Here is a 20703-nt window from a genome sequence, read left to right on the forward strand (position 1 = left end):
CATCGGAAGCAAGAACCGGGAAACAAGAAAAAATGGCTGACAAGGTCCTGATCTACTCGCGCTTCCCGAAGACGATGATGGCGCGTTTCGCCGAGCGGTTCGAACTGCTCGACACCGGCGGCAAGCCGGCGCGCGAGGTGTTTTCGGCCGCTGAGCTCGGCGGCATCCGCGCGATGCTCACCGCTGGCGGCTCGCCGCTCGGGGCAGAGGCGATGGACCTGTTCCCAAAACTCGGCGCCATCGTCTGCTACGGCACCGGCTATGACGGCGTCGACCTGAAGGCGGCCGCCGCGCGCAACATCGCGGTCGGCCACAGCCCCGGTGCCAATGCGGCTTCCGTCGCTGACATCGCGATGACCCTGATGCTGGCGACGACGCGGCGGATCCTGGTCGCCGACCAATATGTCCGCAGCGGCGATTGGGCCGGCTCAAAGCAGTCGCCGATGATGCGGCCGCAGGCCGGCATGCCCGGCCGCCGTATCGGCGTCTACGGCATGGGCGAGATCGGCCGCAAGATCGCGGCGCGCTGCGCCGCCTTCGAGAGCGAGGTCGGCTATTTCAGCCGCACCAAATACGATCTGCCCTATCAATATTTCCCGACGCTGGAGGCGCTCGCCGACTGGTGCAGCGTGCTGATGGTCGCGGTCCGGGCAGGGGCCGAGACCCAGCACGTCGTCAACGCCGATATCCTCGGGCGACTCGGGGAGCACGGCTATGTCGTCAACATCTCTCGCGGCTCAGTGATCGACGAGAAGGCCCTGGTCGCGGCCCTGACCGACAGGACCATCGCCGGCGCCGGCCTCGACGTCTTCGAGAAGGAACCGCACGCCCCCGACGCGCTGACGGCGCTCTCCAATGTCGTGTTCGCCCCGCATATCGGCGGCCACACCCTCGAATCGCACGTCGCCATGCAGAACTGCGTGCTGGCGAACCTGACGGCTTTCTTCGCGGGCAAGCCGCTGCCATACGGGGTCAAATCGGCCTGAATCGGCCCTTGTCGGGCCGCCTCAAGCCCGGCCGGCAACGGATTGGAACTGGTGTGAATTTTGCTCTTGGCAAGCGGGCTCCGAGCGGTTAAAGAACCGCTTCCGGACGTGCCGGCCTCGGCTGGCGCGTTCGTGCACGCATTCCGAAAACCCGACAAGACAGGAGATCATTCCTTTTCAGGACGTCCGTGAGGATTTGCCCGAAAAGGAAGGAAAACCCGTCGGTTGGTGGAGTGCGGGCAGGGGTCGGGCGGTTCGCCGGCTGACCTTGTCCTGTCCAAGACTGCAGGCGCCCGCGGGAAATTTCGATTTCTCAACGGCTTAATCGCATGGCCTGCATAGACGGGTGAAGACCGGATTTCACTTCGCGCCCCAGCTTTAACGGCTGGTTTGCGAAACGGGTCTGGTTCGGACCTCGACACGCCGTGGGCCTTAAGGGCTCCCGGAGGGCAGGCTTTGAATTGTCGTCTCGCCCGGCGCGTGTCCGAAGGGGTTTTGGCCCCGAGGTTCAGGTTTTGGGTGGGGCGATGGGTGCAACCCGGCGGTCCCGCTTCTCGCGATGACCGCCAACCGGAAAGAGCTTGCTGTGGAACGAGCGGCAAAAAAGGAAGCGGTCGAACAGCTCAATGGGGTCTTCAAGACCACGAGCGTCGCGGTCGTTGCTCAATATTCCGGCCTGACCGTTGCCCAGATGCAGAAGCTGCGTATGCAGATGAAGCAGGCTGGCGCCTCGGTGAAGGTCTCGAAGAACCGTCTCGCCAAAATTGCTCTTGAAGGCACTGACGTCGTTGCCATCGGCCCCATGCTGAAGGGACCGACCGTGATCGCCACTTCGAACGATCCGGTAGCGGCGCCGAAGGTCGCCGTCGAATTCGCCAAGACGAACGAAAAGTTCGTCATCATTGGCGGCTCGATGGGAAAGACCGTCCTGAATGTCGACAGCGTGAAGGCACTTGCCTCGCTGCCGTCGCTTGATGAACTGCGCGCCAAGATCGTCGGCCTTCTTGTGGCCCCGGCGACCAAGATCGCTCAGCTCGCCAATGCGCCCGCGGGCAAGCTCGCGCGCGTCATCCAGGCTCATGCCTCAAAGGGCGAAGCGGCCTGACGCCCTTCGCAAAACTCAAACCCGAACCAGACTTACACTTAAGGAAACTGAACAATGGCTGACTTGCAGAAGATCGTTGACGACCTCTCGAGCCTCACCGTGCTCGAAGCTGCCGAACTCGCGAAGCTCCTCGAAGAGAAGTGGGGCGTTTCGGCTGCCGCGGCTGTCGCCGTGGCCGGCCCGGCTGGTGGTGGCGCTGCCGCCGCTCCGGCTGAAGAGAAGACCGAGTTCACGGTCGTTCTCGCCGCCGCTGGCGAGAAGAAGATCGAGGTCATCAAGGAAGTCCGCGCCATCACCGGCCTGGGCCTGAAGGAAGCAAAGGACCTCGTCGAGGGCGCGCCGAAGCCTGTCAAGGAAGGCGTGAACAAGGACGAGGCCGAGAAGCTCAAGGTCCAGCTCGAGAAGGCTGGCGCGAAGGTCGAGCTCAAGTAAGCAACGCTTACTGGCGCGAGATCCCGGGCGAGCATCAGCGAAGCCCGGGGTCTCGGACCACCCATCTAAGGGGTGGGCAATATGCAAAAGGCGTGCGACGGAACATCCCGACGCAGGCCGAACACGAAAAAGTGTTGGGATTTGAAGGTTAACCCCTCGAATCTCGACTATTGTCGCCCCATATCGGTTCGACAGCACGAAAGCGCGGTGGGCAGGGATGCCGGATTCCCTGTAAGCCGTTGGGAGAGCAGGCTATTTCGGGCTTTTGCAGTCCGTGAAGACAATCGTTGTGACGGGCGGGCGTGCCTATGCGCCCCGCGCGTCGTTTTGCGTTTTGAAGGTCTGAAGAACAGATTCAGGACATGACGGTCTGAATCTGGATTTTTGGTCCCCAAAGCGGGTTCGAAAAATTCAACCCGGGGAGCGGTGGCAACCGCGTCCTGGACGGCGCGCCCGGAGCGGGCGACGAAATGAGAGGCCACGATGGCGCAGCAGACATTCACCGGTCGCAAACGCGTTCGCAAGTTCTTCGGACACATCAAGGAAGTCGCCGAGATGCCGAACCTCATCGAGGTTCAGAAGGCGTCCTATGACCAGTTCCTGATGGTCGACGAACCCGTGGGCGGGCGTCTCGACGAGGGCCTGCAGGCGGTGTTCCGCTCGGTGTTCCCGATCTCCGACTTCTCGGGCACCTCGATGCTGGAATTCGTCCGCTACGAGTTCGAACAGCCGAAATACGACGTCGACGAGTGCCGCCAGCGCGGCATGACCTTCGCGGCACCCCTCAAGGTGACGCTGCGTCTCATCGTATTCGATATCGACGAGGAAACCGGCGCGAAGTCGGTGAAGGACATCAAGGAGCAGGACGTCTACATGGGCGACATCCCGCTCATGACGATGAACGGCACCTTCATCGTCAACGGCACCGAGCGCGTCATCGTCTCGCAGATGCACCGTTCGCCCGGCGTGTTCTTCGACCACGACAAGGGCAAGACCCATTCCTCGGGCAAGCTGCTGTTCGCCGCCCGCGTCATCCCGTATCGCGGCTCCTGGCTCGACATCGAGTTCGACGCCAAGGACATCGTCTATGCGCGTATCGACCGTCGCCGCAAGATTCCGGTGACGTCGCTGATGTTCGCGCTCGGCCTCGACGGCGAGGCGATCCTGTCCACGTTCTACAAGAAGATTCTCTACAAGCGGACCAAGGAAGGCTGGCGCGTTCCGTTCGACGCCAACCGTTTCCGCGGCTACTCGACCATCAACGACCTGATCGACGCCGACACCGGCAAGGTCGTGCTCGAGGCCGGCAAGAAGCTCACCGTGCGCGGTGCGCGTCAGATGCAGGAGAAGGGCCTGAAGGCGCTGCGGCTGTCCGATGAGGAGCTCGTCGGCAACTATCTCGCCGAGGACCTCGTCAACCCGAAGACCGGCGAGATCCACGCGGAAGCCGGTGAAGAGATCACCGACAAGTCGATGAAGGCCCTCAACGAGCAGGGCTACAAGGAGCTGCCGCTGCTCGACATCGACCACGTCAATGTCGGCGCCTATATCCGCAACACGCTCTCGGCCGACAAGAACATGACGCGTGAGGACGCGCTGTTCGACATCTACCGCGTGATGCGTCCGGGCGAGCCGCCGACGCTGGATTCGGCGCAGGCGATGTTCCAGTCGCTGTTCTTCGACGCCGAGCGCTACGACCTGTCCGCGGTCGGCCGCGTCAAGATGAACATGCGCCTCGACCTCGATGCGCCCGACACCCAGCGTACGCTGCGCAAGGAAGACATCCTCTCCGTCATCAAGACGCTGGTGGATTTGCGCGACGGCAAGGGCGAGATCGACGACATCGACCATCTCGGCAACCGCCGTGTGCGCTCGGTCGGCGAGCTCATGGAGAACCAGTACCGCATCGGCCTGCTGCGCATGGAGCGCGCGATCAAGGAGCGCATGTCCTCGGTCGACATCGACACGGTCATGCCGCAGGACCTGATCAACGCGAAGCCGGCGGCTGCCGCCGTGCGCGAGTTCTTCGGCTCCTCGCAGCTCTCGCAGTTCATGGACCAGACCAACCCGCTGTCGGAGATCACCCACAAGCGCCGCCTGTCGGCGCTTGGACCGGGCGGTCTGACCCGCGAGCGCGCCGGCTTCGAGGTGCGCGACGTGCATCCGACGCATTACGGCCGCATCTGCCCGATCGAGACGCCGGAAGGTCCGAACATCGGCCTGATCAACTCGCTCGCGACCTTCGCGCGCGTGAACAAGTACGGCTTCGTCGAGACGCCGTACCGCAAGGTCAAGGACGGCCGCGTCACCGACGAGGTCGTGTACCTCTCGGCGATGGAAGAGGGCCGCTACACGGTCGCGCAGGCCAACGTGCCGCTCGACCCGAAGGGCCGCTTCACCGAGGATCTCGTGGTCTGCCGTCACGCCGGCGAAGTCTTGCCGGTGACGCCGGACAAGGTCGACTACATGGACGTGTCGCCGAAGCAGCTCGTTTCGGTCGCCGCGGCGCTGATCCCGTTCCTCGAGAACGACGACGCCAACCGCGCGCTGATGGGCTCGAACATGCAGCGCCAGGCGGTGCCGCTGGTTCGCGCCGAGGCGCCGTTCGTCGGCACAGGCATGGAAGGCGTGGTTGCCCGTGACTCGGGCGCCGCGATCGCGGCGCGCCGTTCGGGCGTGATCGACCAGATCGACGCGACCCGCGTCGTCATCCGCGCCACGGAAGATCTCGATCCGACCAAGTCGGGCGTCGATATCTACCGTCTGATGAAGTACCAGCGCTCCAACCAGTCGACCTGCATCAACCAGCGTCCGCTGGTGAAGGTCGGCGACATCGTCAAGAAGGGCGACATCATCGCCGACGGCCCGTCGACCGATCTCGGTGAGCTCGCGCTCGGCCGCAACGTGCTGGTCGCGTTCATGCCGTGGAACGGCTACAACTTCGAAGACTCGATCCTGCTCTCCGAGCGGATCGTGAAGGAAGACGTCTTCACCTCGATCCACATCGAGGAGTTCGAGGTGATGGCCCGCGACACCAAGCTCGGGCCTGAGGAAATCACCCGCGACATTCCGAACGTCTCGGAAGAAGCGCTGAAGAACCTCGACGAAGCCGGTATCGTCTACATCGGCGCGGAAGTGCGCGCCGGCGACATCCTGGTCGGCAAGATCACGCCGAAGGGCGAAAGCCCGATGACGCCGGAAGAAAAGCTTCTGCGCGCCATCTTCGGCGAAAAGGCCTCCGACGTTCGCGACACCTCGCTGCGCGTTCCTCCGGGCGTGCAGGGCACGATCGTGGAAGTGCGCGTGTTCAACCGTCACGGCGTCGACAAGGACGAGCGTGCGCTGGCGATCGAGCGGGAAGAGATCGAGCGTCTGGCCAAGGACCGTGACGACGAGCAGGCGATCCTCGACCGCAACGTCTACAACCGTCTTGCCGAGCTCCTCGAGGGACGGCAGGGCATTGCGGGCCCGAAGGGCTTCAAGAAGGACACCAAGATCACCCGTGCGGTGCTCGAGGAGTACCCGAAGTCGCAGTGGTGGCTGTTCGCTTCGCCGAACGACAAGCTGATGGCCGAGATCGAGGCCATGCGGAAGCAGTACGACGAGTCGAAGAAGGGGCTGGAACAGCGCTTCCTCGACAAGGTCGAGAAGCTTCAGCGCGGTGACGAATTGCCGCCCGGCGTGATGAAGATGGTCAAGGTCTTCGTCGCGGTGAAGCGCAAGATCCAGCCCGGCGACAAGATGGCCGGCCGCCACGGCAACAAGGGCGTGGTGTCGAAGATCGTGCCGATCGAGGACATGCCGTTCCTCGAAGACGGTACGCATGCCGACATCGTGCTCAATCCGCTCGGCGTGCCCTCGCGCATGAACGTCGGACAGATCCTCGAGACCCATCTCGGCTGGGCTTGCGCCGGCCTCGGCAAGCGTATCGGCCAGACGGTCGATGCCTATCTGTCGAAGCAGGACATCAAGCCGCTGAAGGAAACCTTGAAGAAGGTCTACGGCGAGGACGAGACGATCAAGTCGCTCAACGACAACGAGTTGATCGAGCTTGGTCACAATCTGAGCCGCGGCGTGCCGATCGCGACGCCGGTGTTCGATGGCGCCAAGGAAGCCGACATCGAGGAGATGCTGAAGCTTGCCGGTCTCGACGCTTCGGGTCAGTCGACCGTCTATGACGGCCGTACCGGCGATGCCTTCGATCGTAAGGTGACGGTGGGCTACATCTACATGCTCAAGCTGCACCATCTCGTGGACGACAAGATCCACGCGCGTTCGATCGGTCCGTACTCGCTCGTCACCCAGCAGCCGCTGGGCGGCAAGGCGCAGTTCGGTGGCCAGCGCTTCGGCGAAATGGAAGTGTGGGCGCTCGAGGCTTACGGCGCGGCGTACACGCTCCAGGAGATGCTGACGGTGAAGTCGGACGACGTCGCCGGCCGTACCAAGGTGTACGAGGCGATCGTCCGCGGCGACGACACGTTCGAGGCCGGTATTCCGGAATCGTTCAACGTGCTGGTCAAGGAAATGCGCTCGCTCGGCCTCAACGTCGACCTGCACAACTCCAAGGTGGGACCGGCGCCGACGTCGGAAGCAGCCGAGTAATACGACCTTTCATGCCCGGCCTTCACGGCCGGGCATCGGCGCCCCTCCCGAGGCCTTGAGGGCAGGGCGCCCCGATTGAGTGATTTTCGAATTTGCGGCCGTAGGCGACCGGCACGCGAGGAGAAGACGATGAACCAAGAAATTATGAATCTCTTCAACCCGACGACTCCGGCTCAGGTCTTCGACCAGATCCGGATTTCGATCGCGTCTCCTGAGAAGATTCTGTCCTGGTCCTACGGCGAGATCAAGAAGCCGGAGACCATCAACTACCGTACCTTCAAGCCCGAGCGCGACGGCCTGTTCTGCGCCCGCATCTTCGGGCCGATCAAGGACTACGAGTGCTTGTGCGGCAAGTACAAGCGCATGAAGTACAAGGGCATCATCTGCGAGAAGTGCTCGGTCGAGGTCACGCTGTCGCGCGTCCGGCGCGAGCGCATGGGCCATATCGAGCTCGCGGCCCCCGTCGCGCACATCTGGTTCCTGAAGTCGCTGCCCTCGCGCATCGGCCTTCTGCTGGACATGACGCTGAAGGATCTCGAGCGGATCCTCTACTTCGAATATTACGTCGTGCTCGAGCCGGGTCTCACCGCGCTGAAGGACCGTCAGCTGCTGTCGGAAGACGAGTATCTGAAGGCGCAGGACGAGTACGGCCAGGATTCCTTCACCGCCATGATCGGCGCAGAAGCGATCCGCGAGCTGCTCAAGGGCATGGACCTCGAGAAGCTCGAAGCCACCTTGCGCCTCGAGATGCAGGAGACCGACTCCGACATCAAGCACAAGAAGCTCGCCAAGCGCCTGAAGATCGTTGAAGCGTTCCGCCACTCCGGCAACAAGCCGGAATGGATGATCATGACCGTGGTTCCGGTGATTCCGCCGGACCTGCGTCCGCTGGTGCCGCTGGACGGCGGCCGCTTCGCGACCTCGGACCTCAACGACCTCTACCGCCGCGTCATCAACCGCAACAACCGCTTGAAGCGGCTGATGGAGCTGCGCGCGCCGGACATCATCATCCGCAACGAGAAGCGCATGCTTCAGGAAGCGGTCGATGCGCTGTTCGACAACGGCCGCCGCGGCCGCGTCATCACGGGTGCCAACAAGCGTCCGCTGAAGTCGCTCGCCGACATGCTCAAGGGCAAGCAGGGCCGCTTCCGTCAGAACCTGCTCGGCAAGCGCGTCGACTATTCGGGCCGTTCGGTGATCGTGGTCGGTCCCGAACTGCGCCTGCATCAGTGCGGCCTGCCGAAGAAGATGGCGCTCGAGCTGTTCAAGCCGTTCATCTACTCGCGGCTTGACGCCAAGGGCCTGTCCACCACCGTGAAGCAGGCGAAGAAGCTGGTCGAGAAGGAGCGGCCCGAGGTCTGGGACATCCTGGACGAGGTCATTCGCGAGCATCCGGTGCTGCTCAACCGCGCACCGACGCTGCATCGTCTCGGCATTCAGGCGTTCGAGCCCGTGCTGATCGAGGGCAAGGCGATCCAGCTGCATCCGCTGGTCTGCGCCGCGTTCAACGCCGACTTCGACGGCGACCAGATGGCCGTGCACGTTCCGCTGTCGCTCGAAGCGCAGTTGGAAGCGCGCGTCCTGATGATGTCGACCAACAACATCCTGCATCCGGCGAACGGCCAGCCGATCATCGTGCCGTCGCAGGACATCGTGCTCGGTCTCTACTACGTCTCGATCATGCGCGAAGGCCTGCCCGGCGAAGGCAAGATCTTCGGCGACATGGCCGAGCTCGAGCACGCGCTGCACGCGAAGGTCATCCACCTCCACACCAAGATCAAGTATCGGTGGCAGGGCATGGACGAGACCGGCAAGGTCTCGACGCGCTGGATCGAGACCACCGCGGGCCGCGTCATGCTCGGCAATCTGTTGCCGAAGAACCCGCGGATTTCGTACGAGATCATCAACAAGCTGATGACCAAGCGCGAAATCTCGGGCGTCATTGACCAGGTCTACCGTCACTGCGGCCAGAAGGAGACTGTGATCTTCTGCGACCGCATCATGGCGCTCGGCTTCTACAACGCGTTCAAGGCCGGCATCTCGTTCGGCAAGGACGACATGGTCGTGCCGCACTCCAAGTGGAAGATCGTCGACACCACCCGTACGCTGGCGAAGGATTTCGAGCAGCAGTACAACGACGGTCTGATCACCCATGGCGAGAAGTACAACAAGGTCGTCGACGCCTGGTCGAAGGCCACGGAAGAAATCGCCAAGGCGATGATGAAGGAGATCTCCTCGACCAAGAAGACGGCGAGCGGGGCGGATGCCGACATCAACTCGATCTACATGATGGCTCACTCCGGTGCCCGCGGTTCGCCGGCCCAGATGCGCCAGCTCGCCGGCATGCGCGGCCTGATGGCCAAGCCGTCGGGTGAGATCATCGAGACGCCGATCATCTCGAACTTCAAGGAAGGCCTCTCGGTGCTCGAGTACTTCAACTCGACCCACGGTGCCCGTAAGGGCCTCGCGGACACCGCGTTGAAGACCGCGAACTCGGGCTACCTGACCCGTCGTCTCGTCGACGTGGCGCAGGACTGCATCATCACGCAGAACGACTGCGGCACCAAGCTCGGCATCAAGATGCGCGCCATCGTCGATGCCGGCACCGTGGTTGCCTCGCTCGGCTCGCGCATCCTCGGCCGTACGGCCTGCGAAGACGTGCGTGACAGCTCGGGCAAGGTGATCATCAAGCGCGGTACGCTGATGGAAGAGAGCCATCTGGATGCCATCCACCAGGGTGGCGTGCAGGAGGTGAAGATCCGCTCGGCACTGACCTGCGAGCTCGTCAACGGCATCTGCGGCATGTGCTACGGCCGCGACCTCGCCCGCGGCACGCCGGTCAACCACGGTGAAGCCGTCGGCGTCATCGCGGCGCAGTCGATCGGCGAGCCCGGCACCCAGCTGACCATGCGCACCTTCCACATCGGTGGTGCGGCGCAGCTCAACGAGCAGTCGTTCGTCGAATCCAACTTCGACGGCAAGATCGTGATCAGGAACAAGGCCATCGCCCGCAACAGCGAAGGTCACCTGGTCGCGATGGTCCGCAACATGGTGATCGCGATCGTCGATGCCGACGGCACCGAGCGTGCGACGCACCGTATCCAGTACGGTTCGCGCCTGCACGTCGACGAGGGCGACACCGTCAAGCGCGGCCAGCGCATCGTCGAGTGGGATCCCTACACCCGTCCGCTGCTCACCGAAGTCGAAGGTACCATCGGCTTCGAGGATCTGGTCGAGGGGCAGTCGATCTCGGAAACGCTCGACGAGGCCACCGGTATCGCCAAGCGCGTGGTCATCGACTGGCGCTCGACCCGCGGCGGTGCGGACCTCCGTCCGGCCATCGTGGTCAAGGGCAAGGACGGCAAGGTGCTCAAGCTCGCCCGTGGCGGCGATGCCCGCTACATGCTGTCGGTCGATGCCATTCTCTCGGTCGACGTCGGAGCCAAGGTCAATACGGGCGACATCCTCGCCCGTGTCTCGACCGAAAGCGCCAAGACGCGTGACATCACCGGCGGTCTGCCGCGGGTGGCGGAACTGTTCGAGGCACGGCGTCCGAAGGATGCGGCGATCATCGCCGAAATCTCGGGCACCATCCGGTTCGGACGCGACTACAAGAACAAGCGTCGCATCTCGATCGAGCCGATGGACAAGACCGACGAGGCACGCGAGTACCTGATCCCGAAGGGCAAGCACATCCACCTTCAGGACGGCGACGTCGTCGAAAAGGGCGACTTCATCGTCGAAGGCAACCCGGCGCCGCACGACATCCTGGCGGTCAAGGGCATCGAGGAGCTCGCGGCCTATCTGGTCAACGAGATCCAGGAAGTCTACCGGCTCCAGGGCGTGCTCATCAACGACAAGCACATCGAGGTGATTGTCCGTCAGATGCTCCAGAAGGTGGAAGTCACCGACCAGGGCGATACGGACATGATCTCCGGCGAGCAGGTCGACAAGATCGAGTTCGACGCGCTCAACGAGAAGGCGAAGGAAGAGGGCAAGAAGATCGCTACGGGAACGCCGGTTCTGCTCGGCATCACCAAGGCGAGCCTTCAGACCCGCTCCTTCTTCTCGGCGGCCTCGTTCCAGGAGACCACCCGCGTCCTCACGGAAGCGGCGGTCAACGGCAAGGTCGATCCGCTCGAAGGTCTCAAGGAGAACGTCATCGTCGGCCGGCTGATCCCGGCGGGCACCGGCGCCTCCATGGCCAAGATCCGCGAAGTCGCGATGAAGCGCGACAAGCTGATCCTGGACGAGCGCGAGAAGCAGGCGGCCGTCGTGTCGCCCGCGCCGGAAGCGGAGCTTCCTGCGCTGCCTCCTGCGGAATAATCCTTCATCCGTAGGAATACCGAGGACAATGAAAAGGCCGGCGCAAGCCGGCCTTTTTGCTGCTTTGTTTGCCTGTTGCGGTGCAGGATCAACCTTTGTTCATCTTTCCTTCAGGCGCAAAAGCGCTTCTGCTAAGGGAAGTTAGACCGGTGGTCCCGTGACGGGGGCAGGGCCGGAGACCACGGAACTCATATGCTTGATCTCGCAATCGTAGGCGGCGGCCCCGGCGGGCTGATGAGCGCCTGGTACTTGAAGCGTAAGCTCGGCGACCTCTGCCGCATCACCATCTACGAGGCCTCCGACCGGCTCGGCGGCAAGATCGTCACGCGCAAATTCGATTCCGCGCCGGCGATGTACGAGGCGGGCGTTGCCGAGATCTACGACTACTCGATGACCGGTCCCGATCCGTTGCGCGAGCTGATCCAGCATTTCGGACTTCAGACCATTCCGATGGACGCCGAGCAGGTGCAGTTCGGCGGCGAGCTCCTCAACGACGTCGCGGGCATGCGCCGCAAATACGGCGCCAAGACTGCGGCGGCGATCGAGGCGTTCCGGAACCGCTGCGCCGAGGCGATGACGCCGATCGAATATTACGAGGGCGTCGGCGCGCACGACAACGAGAATCCCTGGGCCTACAAGACCGCCGAGCAGGTGCTCGACGAGGAGGTCGAGGACGAAACCGCGAAGCGTTTCTTCAAGGTGATGGCGCGCTCCGACATCGCGACCGAAAGCCACAACACCAACGGGCTCAACGCGCTCAAGAACTACCTGATGGATGTCGACGGCTATATCGGCCTCTATTCCATCCAGAACGGCAACGAGCAGCTGATCGAGTGCCTGCAGTCAGAGGTCAACGCCGACGTCCAGCTCAATCACCGCGTGCTCACCGTCGGCAAGGCGCCGACCGGCCGCTACCAGCTCAAGATGATGAACGGCAAGGGGCCGGAGACGCGCGACTTCGACCTCGTGCTGGTCTGCCTGCCGCATTCGTGGCTCGCGACGATGGGCTGGGAAGGCGAGCAGCTCCGTAAGTCGATGGTCAAGCACGTCTCGTATTTCGATCGTCCCGCGCACTATCTGCGCGTCTCGATCCTGTTCGACACGCCGTTCTGGGGCGAGAAGATTTCCGGCGCCTGGTTCATGTCGGAAGCCTTCGGCGGCTGCTGCGTCTACAACGAGGGCGCGCGCCATGACGTTGGCAAGCACGGCGTGCTGAACTGGCTGATTCCCGGCTCCGACGCGCTGGCCTTCGCCAATTTGTCGGATCAGGAGCTGATCGACGCCGCACTGAAATCGCTGCCCGCCTCGCTCGGCGATGCGCGTTCGCACTTCGTGGAAGGCAAGATCCACCGCTGGCTGTCGTCGGTGAACGCCATCCCCGGCGGTCTGCCCGTGCGCGACGTCATGACCAATCACCGGCCGGAGCCGAAGGAGCATCCCGGCATCGTGGTGGTCGGCGATTATCTGTTCGACTCCACGCTGAACGGTCTGCTCGACTCCTCGGACGCGGCGACCGACATCATCCTGACCGAGATGATGCGCCTGCGCCGCGAGCGCGCTCAGGAGGAGGGCGAGCCGGTCTCGGACAAGATCGACCGCGACTATTTCGAGAATTATCGCGGCCTCGGTCCCTACAGCGAAGCCTGGCGCCACTTCACCGATCCCGATTATCTGGCCAAGCTGATCGGCATCGTCTGGGGCAAGGCCAAGGGCGCCAAGCTGCTGGTCGCGGGCTCGGCCAGCGGAGAATTGGTCGGCGCGCTGCGCGATCGCGGCATCGACGCCTTCGGCATCGAGAACAACCGCGCCATCCACGCCAGGACTCCGAAGGCGCTGAAGAAGTACAACAAGCTCGGCTCGATCACCGACATGCCGTTCAAGGATGGCGCCTTCGACTTCGTGTTCGAGACCAGCCTCTGCCATGTTTCCCCGAAGCAGGTGGTCCGCGCGATCCGCGAACTGAACCGCGTGGTCAAGACCGGCCTCGTGTTCGGCTCGATCACCTCGGACATGGCTTCGGTGGTGATCGACCGCTATGACCTGCTGCGCGGCGTCAAGAAGCTCGGCACCTGGTGGGAATGGTCCGAGCTGTTCTTCGGCAACGGCTTTGACCTGTCGATGCATCGCAAGGACTGCACCGATGCGCTCTGGGAGGCGACGCTTGCCGCCAACAAGGGCCCGGGCCAGTGGTACGCCGACGCCGACAGCCTGCGTTATTCCTTCTTCGACAAGGTCGAGGATGAGGACGACGACTAGAGACAGGATCGGACCGGCCTAGCCAATTGCTTTGCCGAATTCGTCATGATCGCATAGAATCGGTGCGATAGCGGTTGCCGCTATTTCCTGCTTTCTCCGCGGTCATGCCGGCCGTCAGCATCGGTTGGTTTCATGGCGTCCAAGCCCCTCCCGCCCGACAAACAGAAACTCGCCACGGAAGAGGCGGCCGAGCTCGACGACAAGCTTGTCCCAGTCAAGCCGGACCTCGAAGACGACGAGGACGACGAAGACGAGGAGGATGACGAGCTGGAGCTCGACGACGACGATGAGGACGAGGAACTCGTCGTCTTTACCGCGCGCGAGGCCGCAGGCGCGCTCGCGACCATCCTGGGTTTCGTCAAGCCGTTCCTGTCCAACTACAAGCGGATGCTGTCATTCGTGGCGTTCGGCGTCTGCGTCGAGACGCTGTTCAACGTCATCATGCCGCTCAGCCTGAAGTACCTGATCGACGACGCGCTCGGCGAGGAGGATTTCCAGGCGCTCTACAAGATCCTCGGCGTGCTCGCGGTCGCCGGCATCTTCACCTCGATCGTGGCGGTCTGGTACGAGCGCTGGGACGCCAGGCTGGCTGCCTGCATCATCTCCGACGTCCGCAAGCGCCTGTTCGAACATGTCCAGGACCTGCCGGCGGCCTATTTCGGCCGCACCAAGCGCGGCGAGATCCTGTCGCGCTTTTCCGTCGACCTTTCGGCCTTCGAGGGCTCGGTCAAGACCTTCGCCAACAGTGCAGCGCTGCCGTTCCTGGAATTGATCGCCGGCATCATCCTGATGTTGTTCCTGAACTGGCAGCTCGCCGCGGTCGCGCTGCTGGTGTTCCCGATCACGCTGATCGGGCCGCGCATCCTCACCCCGAAGGCGGTGCAGGCCAATTACGAGCAGAAGCAGAACGAGAGCGCGCTGCTCGGCATGGTGCAGGAGAACGTGGCCGCGCAGGCCGTGATCAAGGCGTTCAGCCTGCAACGCAAGATGTTCGGCTTCTTCAGCTTCCGCAACGACGAGACCCGCCGCAAGATCGCTTCGGCTGCGTTCCTGTCGACCATGGTGGAGCGGACGGTCACCATTTCCGTGCTGCTGCTGCACCTCGTCGTGCTCGCGATCGGCGCCTATCTGGCGACCAAGGGCCAGATCACCATCGGCACCTTCGTCACCTTCGAGAGCGCGTTCTGGGAGGTCTCCTACAACATCGCCCACGTGATGCACTTCATCCCGGTGTCGATCTCCTCGGCCGCCGCGATCCGCCACATGCAGGAGCTGCTGGACGAGCCGACGCGCGGCGCCGATCGTCCGGGCGCGCCCGATCTGCCGCGCATCACCAACGACATCACCTTCGACCACGTGACGTTCCAGTACGAAGGCAGCCAGACGCCGGTGCTGGACAATCTCAGCCTCAAGCTCAACGCCGGCAAGCGCATCGCCATCGTCGGCCCCTCGGGCTCCGGCAAGAGCACGCTGCTCAATTTGATCCTGCGGCTGTACGTGCCCAACGAGGGGCGCGTCGCCATCGACGGCGTCGACGTGCGCAAGGTGACGCTGGATTCGCTGCGCCGGAGCATGGCGGTCGTGTTCCAGGAGAACATGCTGTTCAACATGTCGATTCGCGAGAACATCCGGCTCGGCAAGGAAGGCGCGACCGACGAGGAGGTGGAGGACGCCGCCAAGAAGGCCGAGATCCACCGCTACATCATGAGCTTGCCACAGCGCTACGACACGCCGGTCGGCGAGCGCGGCGATACGCTGTCGGGCGGCCAGCGCCAGCGCATCGCGATCGCGCGCGCGGTCATCCGTAATCCTTCCGTGCTGCTGCTGGACGAAGCCACCTCGGCGCTCGACCAGACCACCGAGGCCGCGATCAACCGTACGCTGCTGAAGGTCGCGAAGGGGCGCACCATGATCTGGTCGACCCATCGCCTGACCTCCGTGGTCGAGATGGACGAGATCATCGTGATCTCAGGGGGCAGGGCGATCGAGCGCGGCTCGCATGCCGAGCTGCTCGCCAGGAACGGCACCTATCGCAAGCTGTGGAACGACCAGATCCATCAGCCGCATGGCGCCGCGGCTCAGGCCGATGACGACAGCGACGATGACGACGAGGATGAAGACGACCTCGACGAGGATGATGAGGACGAGGACGACGAGGAGGCGTGACCGAGGAAGTTCGGCTCCAGATGAATTGCTCCTCCGAGCGGCCGCAGCAAGCCTTGAACTGACCAAGCGATGAAGCGCGCCCAGCGCTGCGCGGTCCAGTAGGGACTCGTCGCGGTCGAGACTGAGCGGAACTCGAACGCCTTCGCCGCCGACCATTGGTCGCAGGCCCGCTTGACCGGATCGGCGTAGAAGCTGGCGATCTTGGCCCCGTCCATCCCGTCGGAGGCGAGCCAATCCGGGATATGGACGTTGCAGAGCCGCTCGACGTCGGTGAAGACCTTGTCACAGCCGGTGCCGGCGGCGGGGCAGGAGGTCGAGAACGCATCGCCCACCAGCACGAGGCCGGGCTGGCCGCTTGCGTCGTTCACATAGAGGTCGACCGGACGGATCTTGATCTCGCCGGCGATGTCGAAGGCGCCGGTGATGCGCTTGAGCCGGGGCAGGGCGGCGTTCAGCGTCTCGGCTGGCGCGCGGCGCAATTCGCGCAGCCATGGGTCGTCGACGCCGCGATAGACGAACAGATTGGCGCGCATCCGCGGACCGGTCGGAAACAGCGTGATGTAGGGGATTCGGTCGCTCGGCCGTTCCGAGAAATAGGTCAGCGCCGGGAAGTCGAACGAATTCCGCCCCGCCGGCACCACGTCGAACCCGATCGAGATCGAATGGCAGGCGCTGATGACTTTTCGCGCGATGCCGAGCTGGTGGCGCAGGCCGACGTTCAGGCCGTTGGCGAGCACGACGAGTCGGGCCGAGATCGTCTCCTCATTGGAGAGCGTGATCTTTTGCCGCTCCGGGCTCGTCGAGAGCGAGACCGCCTTTGCACAGATGCGCTCGACGCCAGCAGGGATCTCGTCGCGGACGGCGTTGACGAGCGAATCGTAGAGGATGTTGAACTGCCGACTCGGCGCCTTGTCGAGCAACCGGCCGAATCGAGCGATCCAGTTTTCGCCGGCAAAAGTCGCGCGGCGCAGCACCGATTCTCCGATTCCGGTCTTCAGGAATCGCTCGACCTGGACGTGACCACTGAGTTTTTCGACTCGAAAGTCCGCCGGATAGCTCTCATGCGGGTCGATCAGCACCGTCGAAATGCCGGCGCGGCCGAGCATTGCGGCGGCGGTCGAGCCGGACAATCCCCCGCCGATAATGGCAATGTCGGTGTAGCGCATGGTGCAAATCTCTGCCGCAGGCGGCAGATTGACGCATCAACAGGAAAAAAGCCTTAGCAAGGGTTATAAAAGTACATTTAGCCCGGGTATAAATGGTTTTTGGGCTGGCGGAACAGGCGTCCGGTCCCCATATCCGGCAGGCGCGGTGAGTGCGGGTAAACAACGATTTCGTCAGGTGGCAGAAGCGTTTTCTGACTGTCGTTTCACCTTGACTTGGCCGACTCTCACTTATAGAAAGCGCCTCACTTAACGACAGGCGGTGAGCATCGCCAGCGTCGGAACGGGCCACCCGTTGATCCGCAGGGATTAGATCCCCAAGGATCGGATCCTCAGGGATCGCTAAGACGGGCACCAACCTCGACGAATGCCGCTCAAACGCTGTCGATCATAGCTAGGCAATGCCAGTGCGATTTTAGGTCTCTTGAGCTCGTTCTCTTGAGATCGAATTCGGATGCATGACCTCGGTGCGCGGGCCGCAGCTTTATGCTGATTGGCCTGAAACTGCGGTCCTCTGTGGCGTCGTAACGCTTTCCGCTCGGTGATGGAGCGGTTGGCGCAATTTCGCTTTGTGCGGATTGTTCCGTGCGAGGCGACCTCGTCGGGCGGGTGGCCCGAAAAGAATTGCGGATCCGGCAACGGGCCGCGCCAAGACAGCGGACCCGGAGGGGACCGCGGCAGAACAAAGGGTAAGGCCAGGATGCCGACGATCAACCAGCTGATCGCTCAACCGCGTGAAGTGCAGAAGTCGCGCAAGAAGGTGCCGGCGCTGCAGCAGTCGCCGCAGAAGCGTGGTGTTTGCACTCGCGTCTACACCACGACCCCGAAGAAGCCGAACTCGGCGCTTCGTAAGGTCGCCAAGGTGCGCCTGACGAACGGCTTCGAGGTGATCGGCTACATCCCCGGCGAAGGTCATAACCTCCAGGAGCACTCGGTGGTCATGATCCGCGGCGGCCGCGTCAAGGACTTGCCCGGCGTGCGCTACCACATCCTCCGCGGCGTTCTGGATACCCAGGGCGTCAAGAACCGTAAGCAGCGTCGTTCGAAGTACGGCGCGAAGCGTCCGAAGTAAGCGGGAACCAGCTCAATGTCTCGTCGCCACTCAGCGGAAAAGCGCGAAGTTCTTCCCGATCCGAAGTTCGGGAACATCATCGTCACGAAGTTCATGAACTCGGTGATGTACGCCGGCAAGAAGTCGGTCGCCGAAGGCATCGTCTACGGTGCGTTCGGCATCATCGAAGCCAAGACCAAGCAGAGCCCGCTCGGCGTGTTCGAGCAGGCACTCGAGAACGTCATGCCGACGATCGAAGTGCGCTCCCGCCGCGTCGGCGGCGCGACCTACCAGGTGCCGGTCGAAGTTCGTTCGGTGCGCCGTCAGGCGCTGGGCATTCGCTGGCTGATCTCGGCCGCGCGCGATCGCAACGAGAAGACGATGACCGAGCGGCTCTCGGCTGAGCTGCTCGACGCCTCGAACAACCGCGGCAACGCCGTCAAGAAGCGCGAAGACGTGCACCGGATGGCGGAAGCCAACCGCGCCTTCTCGCACTATCGCTGGTAACGGCGAAACACGGAATCTAAGGATCAACCCATGCCTCGCGTTCATGCCATAGAGAACTACCGCAATTTCGGTATCATGGCGCATATCGATGCCGGCAAGACCACGACCACCGAGCGCATCCTCTATTACACCGGCAAGAGCCACAAGATCGGCGAAGTGCACGAAGGTGCCGCGACGATGGATTGGATGGAGCAGGAGCAGGAGCGTGGCATCACGATCACCTCGGCTGCCACCACCGCATTCTGGGCCGGCAAGCGCCTGAACATCATCGACACCCCCGGCCACGTCGACTTCACCATTGAAGTCGAGCGTTCGCTGCGCGTGCTCGATGGCGCCGTCTGCGTGCTCGACTCGAACCAGGGCGTCGAGCCCCAGACCGAGACCGTCTGGCGCCAGGGCGACAAGTACAAGGTTCCGCGCATCGTCTTCGCCAACAAGATGGACAAGACGGGTGCCGACTTCTTCAAGTGTCTGGCCGACATCGTTGACCGCCTCGGCGCCAAGCCGATCGCGATCCAGCTTCCGATCGGTGCCGAGAACAACTTCAAGGGTCTCGTCGACCTCGTGAAGATGCAGGGCATCATCTGGAACGATGAATCGCTCGGCGCGAAGTTCGACTATGTCGACATCCCGGAAGATATGGTCGAGCAGGCCAAGGAATACCGCGAGAAGATGGTGGAAGCCGCCGTCGAGCTCGACGATGATGCATTGGCTGCCTTCCTCGACGGCAAGGAGCCGGACGAAGCGACGCTGAAGCGGTTGATCCGCAAAGCGGTGCTGACCGGCGCGTTCTATCCCGTGCTGTGCGGCTCGGCCTTCAAGAACAAGGGTGTGCAGCCGCTGCTTGACGCCGTCGTCGACTATCTGCCGTCGCCGATCGACGTGCCCGCGATCAAGGGCACCGACGACCGCGGCAACGAGGTCGTGCGCAAGGCGGACGACAAGGAGCCGCTCGCGCTGCTCGCGTTCAAGATCATGGACGACCCGTTCGTCGGCACCATCACCTTCTGCCGCATCTACTCCGGCGTCCTGCAGAGCGGCACCGGTGTCGTGAATTCGACGCGCGAGAAGAAGGAGCGCATCGGGCGCATGCTGCTGATGCATGCGAACAACCGCGAGGACATCAAGGAAGCCTATGCCGGCGACATCGTCGCGCTGGCCGGCCTGAAGGAAGCGCGCACCGGTGACACGCTGTGCGATCCCGACAAGCAGGTGATCCTGGAGAAGATGGAATTCCCCGAGCCGGTCATCGAGATCGCGATCGAGCCGAAGTCCAAGGCCGACCAGGAAAAGCTGGGCGTGGCACTGGCGAAGCTCGCCGCGGAGGATCCGTCCTTCCGCGTGTCGACCGACCAGGAGTCCGGCCAGACCATCCTCAAGGGCATGGGCGAACTCCATCTCGACATCAAGGTCGACATCCTCAGGCGTACCTACAAGGTCGACGCCAACATCGGCGCGCCGCAGGTTGCGTTCCGTGAGCGCGTCACCAAGAAGGCCGAGGTCAAGTACACCCACAAGAAGCAGACCGGCGGTACCGGTCAGTTCGCGGAAGTGTCGATCGTGGTCGAGCCGAACGAGCCCGGCAAGGGCTACGAGTTCGAGTCCAAGATCGTCGGCGGTGCGGTTCCGAAGGAATACATCCCCGGCGTCGAAAAGGGCCTCAACAGCGTGATGGGCTCTGGTGTCGTCGCGGGCTTCCCCGTGGTCGACGTCAAGGTTCAGCTCGTCGACGGCAAGTACCACGACGTCGACTCGTCGGCGCTCGCCTTCGAAATCGCATCGCGCGCGGCATTCCGCGAAGCGCTGCAGAAGGGCAAGTCCGTCCTGCTCGAGCCGATCATGAAGGTCGAAGTGGTGACCCCGGAAGACTACACCGGCTCGGTCATCGGCGACCTGAATTCCCGGCGCGGTCAGATCCAGGGTCAGGACATGCGCGGCAACGCCAACGTCATCAACGCGATGGTGCCGCTCATGAACATGTTCGGGTACGTGAACAACCTGCGCTCGATGAGCCAGGGTCGCGCGACCTTCACCATGCAGTTCGACCACTACGCAGAAGCGCCGGCCAATGTGTCGGCAGAAGTCCAGAAGAAGTTTGCCTGATTGTCG

At 63.0% G+C, this 20703-nt stretch carries 11 protein-coding genes; 10 read left to right on the forward strand and 1 reads right to left on the reverse strand.

What is annotated here, in order from left to right; genetic code table 11:
- Nucleotides 1–32 precede the first annotated feature (32 nt).
- The 7 genes from IVB46_RS04395 to IVB46_RS04425 all read left to right on the forward strand — a co-directional run bounded on the left by IVB46_RS04395 (nucleotide 33) and on the right by IVB46_RS04425 (nucleotide 15873).
- Nucleotides 33–986, forward strand: a complete 954-nt coding sequence (locus IVB46_RS04395) for a 2-hydroxyacid dehydrogenase (RefSeq protein ID WP_247301689.1) — start codon at nucleotides 33–35, stop codon at nucleotides 984–986.
- Nucleotides 987–1572: 586 nt separating this feature from the next.
- Nucleotides 1573–2091 carry a 50S ribosomal protein L10 gene (gene rplJ / locus IVB46_RS04400; RefSeq protein WP_063986291.1) on the forward strand — a complete coding sequence of 173 codons (519 nt, stop codon included), beginning with the start codon at nucleotides 1573–1575 and terminating at the stop codon, nucleotides 2089–2091.
- Between the two features lie 54 nt (nucleotides 2092–2145).
- On the forward strand, nucleotides 2146–2523 hold the full coding sequence (gene rplL / locus IVB46_RS04405) for a 50S ribosomal protein L7/L12 (protein WP_063982571.1): 378 nt from the start codon (nucleotides 2146–2148) through the stop codon (nucleotides 2521–2523).
- Nucleotides 2524–3006: 483 nt separating this feature from the next.
- A complete protein-coding gene (rpoB, locus tag IVB46_RS04410; RefSeq protein ID WP_085405453.1) occupies nucleotides 3007–7125 on the forward strand; it encodes a DNA-directed RNA polymerase subunit beta in 4119 nt (1372 codons plus the stop codon).
- A gap of 129 nt (nucleotides 7126–7254) precedes the next feature.
- A complete protein-coding gene (gene rpoC, locus IVB46_RS04415) occupies nucleotides 7255–11451 on the forward strand; it encodes a DNA-directed RNA polymerase subunit beta' (RefSeq protein ID WP_071912831.1) in 4197 nt (1398 codons plus the stop codon).
- 192 nt (nucleotides 11452–11643) lie between these two features.
- Nucleotides 11644–13707, forward strand: coding sequence for an FAD-dependent oxidoreductase (locus IVB46_RS04420; protein WP_247301691.1), 2064 nt, complete (start codon nucleotides 11644–11646; stop codon nucleotides 13705–13707).
- A 132-nt stretch (nucleotides 13708–13839) separates the two neighbouring features.
- The gene (locus IVB46_RS04425; protein WP_247342151.1) at nucleotides 13840–15873 is read left to right on the forward strand and encodes an ABC transporter ATP-binding protein; all 2034 of its coding nucleotides are present in this window, start codon (nucleotides 13840–13842) and stop codon (nucleotides 15871–15873) included.
- Here the strand turns inward: IVB46_RS04425 and IVB46_RS04430 are convergent.
- Nucleotides 15786–17039, reverse strand: coding sequence for an NAD(P)/FAD-dependent oxidoreductase (locus IVB46_RS04430; RefSeq protein ID WP_247301693.1), 1254 nt, complete (start codon nucleotides 17037–17039; stop codon nucleotides 15786–15788). The two genes, IVB46_RS04425 and IVB46_RS04430, sit on opposite strands and share 88 nt — an antisense overlap.
- A gap of 697 nt (nucleotides 17040–17736) precedes the next feature.
- Between IVB46_RS04430 and rpsL the strand changes: the two genes are divergently transcribed.
- From rpsL to fusA, 3 genes are read left to right on the forward strand one after another with little or no spacing between them, the layout of a single operon-like run.
- Entirely contained in the window at nucleotides 17737–18108 is a 372-nt protein-coding gene (gene rpsL, locus IVB46_RS04435; RefSeq protein WP_007603006.1) for a 30S ribosomal protein S12, read from the forward strand.
- A gap of 15 nt (nucleotides 18109–18123) precedes the next feature.
- On the forward strand, nucleotides 18124–18594 hold the full coding sequence (gene rpsG, locus IVB46_RS04440) for a 30S ribosomal protein S7 (protein WP_063982575.1): 471 nt from the start codon (nucleotides 18124–18126) through the stop codon (nucleotides 18592–18594).
- 30 nt (nucleotides 18595–18624) lie between these two features.
- Nucleotides 18625–20697 carry an elongation factor G gene (gene fusA, locus IVB46_RS04445; protein ID WP_063982576.1) on the forward strand — a complete coding sequence of 691 codons (2073 nt, stop codon included), beginning with the start codon at nucleotides 18625–18627 and terminating at the stop codon, nucleotides 20695–20697.
- The last annotated feature ends 6 nt before the right edge of the window (nucleotides 20698–20703 follow it).

It is taken from the genome of Bradyrhizobium sp. 61, from assembly GCF_023073075.1.
GTDB classification, from domain to species: Bacteria; Pseudomonadota; Alphaproteobacteria; order Rhizobiales; family Xanthobacteraceae; genus Bradyrhizobium; species Bradyrhizobium barranii.

What these genes read in the sequence shown, in the direction of transcription:
- rpsG (WP_063982575.1), top strand. Translation starts at nt 18,124, where the DNA reads ATGTCTCGTCGCCACTCAGCGGAAAAGCGCGAAGTTCTTCCCGATCCG.
- rpoB (WP_085405453.1), top strand. Translation starts at nt 3,007, where the DNA reads ATGGCGCAGCAGACATTCACCGGTCGCAAACGCGTTCGCAAGTTCTTC.
- rpsL (WP_007603006.1), top strand. Translation starts at nt 17,737, where the DNA reads ATGCCGACGATCAACCAGCTGATCGCTCAACCGCGTGAAGTGCAGAAG.
- IVB46_RS04430 (WP_247301693.1), bottom strand. Translation starts at nt 17,039, where the DNA reads ATGCGCTACACCGACATTGCCATTATCGGCGGGGGATTGTCCGGCTCG.
- IVB46_RS04425 (WP_247342151.1), top strand. Translation starts at nt 13,840, where the DNA reads ATGGCGTCCAAGCCCCTCCCGCCCGACAAACAGAAACTCGCCACGGAA.
- IVB46_RS04420 (WP_247301691.1), top strand. Translation starts at nt 11,644, where the DNA reads ATGCTTGATCTCGCAATCGTAGGCGGCGGCCCCGGCGGGCTGATGAGC.
- fusA (WP_063982576.1), top strand. Translation starts at nt 18,625, where the DNA reads ATGCCTCGCGTTCATGCCATAGAGAACTACCGCAATTTCGGTATCATG.
- IVB46_RS04395 (WP_247301689.1), top strand. Translation starts at nt 33, where the DNA reads ATGGCTGACAAGGTCCTGATCTACTCGCGCTTCCCGAAGACGATGATG.
- rpoC (WP_071912831.1), top strand. Translation starts at nt 7,255, where the DNA reads ATGAACCAAGAAATTATGAATCTCTTCAACCCGACGACTCCGGCTCAG.
- rplL (WP_063982571.1), top strand. Translation starts at nt 2,146, where the DNA reads ATGGCTGACTTGCAGAAGATCGTTGACGACCTCTCGAGCCTCACCGTG.